We start from the raw sequence: 907 nt of genomic DNA on the forward strand, positions 1-907 counted from the left end.
GCGCCTCCGCCGGCTCCGCCGGCTCCGCCGGCTCGGCCGGATCGGTTCGTGTCGGTGGTGCCGGTCGTCTCGAACCGCACGACCCCGGTCGCAGGAGGCTCGTCCGCGGCATCGACCTCGACGACCGTCACCCCGCGCAGACCGTCCGGCGGCACCACGCCGCGTGCGGAGCCCGGGCCGTCGACCACGAGCAGGACGTGCGGGAGCTGGGGCTGGGCACTGTGGGGCTGGGCACTGTGGGGCTGGGCACTGTGGGGCTGGGCACTGTGGGGCTGGGCACTCGTCGGCGGGGCAGCCCGGCCGAACGGGGCGCGCTCGCCCAGGGCCGGCAGCAGCGCGGCGAGGTCGACGGCCGCCGAGCTGATCAGGCGGGCCGGGCCGACCGCGTCGGTGCGGTCAGCGCTGTGGGCGTGCGGGAGCCACTTGACCCACTCCCACTCGTCGATGGTCTCGTCGGTCGTCAGCACGCCGACGGTCAGGTGGTCGGGGGAGTGCAGCACCGCCGCGGAGCACACCAGCGCTCGCACCAGACCGCGAGCGGTCGCCGGGTCGCCCGACACGGCGATCCGGTGGAACCTGCGCAGGTCGACCGCGGCCGGCAGGTCGGCCAGGGTGCGATGGGTGTCCAGCAGCCGGCGGACCGCGGCTACCGCGGCCGGGTCGGCGTCGTCGGCGTCGAGGTCGTCCGGAGCCGTGAGCTCGACGGAGAGCGGCTGCGCGCACCCGCCGTACCGGACCTGCAGGAAGGCGGGGTCGTCCGGCCCCCGCTCCCACACCCGCGAGCCGTCGGCGGCGACGGCGGGGAGCGCTGCGGGACCGGGGTGCAGCCAGGCGAGCGTCCGGCGCTGGTCGGCCGCAGCCCGCCGTACGGCGGCGCGGACGCCCGCCAGGTGGCGCAGGTAGCCAC

1 pseudogene is annotated in these 907 nt (G+C 77.4%); it reads right to left on the reverse strand.

Features of this window, described 5'->3' with window-relative positions:
* Positions 1 to 907, reverse strand: a pseudogene (locus tag H0488_RS23435) (hypothetical protein); the annotation flags it as partial.

The sequence above is a fragment of the Nocardioides pelophilus genome, assembly GCF_014180685.1.
Lineage (GTDB): Bacteria > Actinomycetota > Actinomycetes > Propionibacteriales > Nocardioidaceae > Nocardioides > Nocardioides pelophilus.